The 1,101-nt window shown below is 61.6% G+C and carries 1 protein-coding gene; it reads left to right on the top strand.

Going from position 1 to position 1,101, the window contains the following annotated elements; all coding sequences use genetic code 11:
• The coding region (locus tag ABZW16_RS44000; protein ID WP_354962110.1) for a polyketide synthase at positions 1–1,101 on the top strand (1,101 nt) is incomplete at both ends.

Raw genomic sequence — 1,101 nt, 5'->3', positions numbered from 1 at the left:
GAGGGCGGATTCCTCTACAACGCAGCCGAGTTCGATCCCGCACTATTCGGCATCTCACCCCGCGAAGCACTAGCAATGGACCCACAACAACGACTCCTGCTGGAAACCACCTGGGAAACCTTCGAACACGCAGGCATCAACCCGACATCACTGCGCGGCAGCAAAACCGGCGTCTTCACCGGCATCATGTACAACGACTACGCCACCCGCTTCACCCACACACCCGAACAAGTCGCCGGACACCTCGGCAACGGCAGCGCAGCCAGCATCGCCTCCGGCCGCATCTCCTACACCTTCGGACTCGAAGGCCCCGCAATCACCATCGACACCGCCTGCTCCTCCTCACTCGTCGCCGTACACCTCGCCGCACAAGCCCTCCGCAACAACGAATGCACCATGGCACTCGCAGGCGGCGTCACCATCATGTCCACACCACAAACCTTCACCGAATTCAGCCGACAAGGCGGACTCGCACCCGACGGACGCTGCAAAGCCTTCTCCAACAACGCCGACGGCGTCGGCTGGGCCGAAGGCGCCGGACTCCTACTACTCGAACGACTTACCGACGCACAACACAATGGTCATCCGGTTTTGGCGGTCATCCGCGGATCAGCCATCAACCAAGACGGCGCATCCAACGGACTCACCGCACCCAACGGGCCATCCCAACAACGAGTAATCCGCCAAGCACTAGCCAACGCCGGACTACAACCCACAGACATCGACGCCGTCGAAGCCCACGGCACCGGCACCCGACTCGGCGACCCCATCGAAGCCCAAGCACTCCTAGCCACCTACGGACAACACCGCAACCAACCCCTCTGGCTCGGATCCATCAAATCCAACATCGGCCACACCCAAGCCGCCGCCGGCACCGCAGCCATCATCAAAATGATCCTCGCCATGCAACACGGCGTACTCCCACGCACACTACATATCAACCAACCCACCACCGACGTCGACTGGACCACCGGCACGGTCTCCCTACTCACCAAAAACACACCATGGCCCAACCAGAACCGACCCCGCCGAGCCGCAGTATCAGGATTCGGCATCAGCGGCACCAACGCCCACCTCATCCTCGAACAACCACCCATCGAC

This window comes from Nocardia sp. NPDC004604 (assembly GCF_040609795.1).
Lineage (GTDB): Bacteria > Actinomycetota > Actinomycetes > Mycobacteriales > Mycobacteriaceae > Nocardia.
Note: the sequence above shows the minus strand (reverse complement) of the source record. Positions and strands in the feature narration are given on the sequence as shown.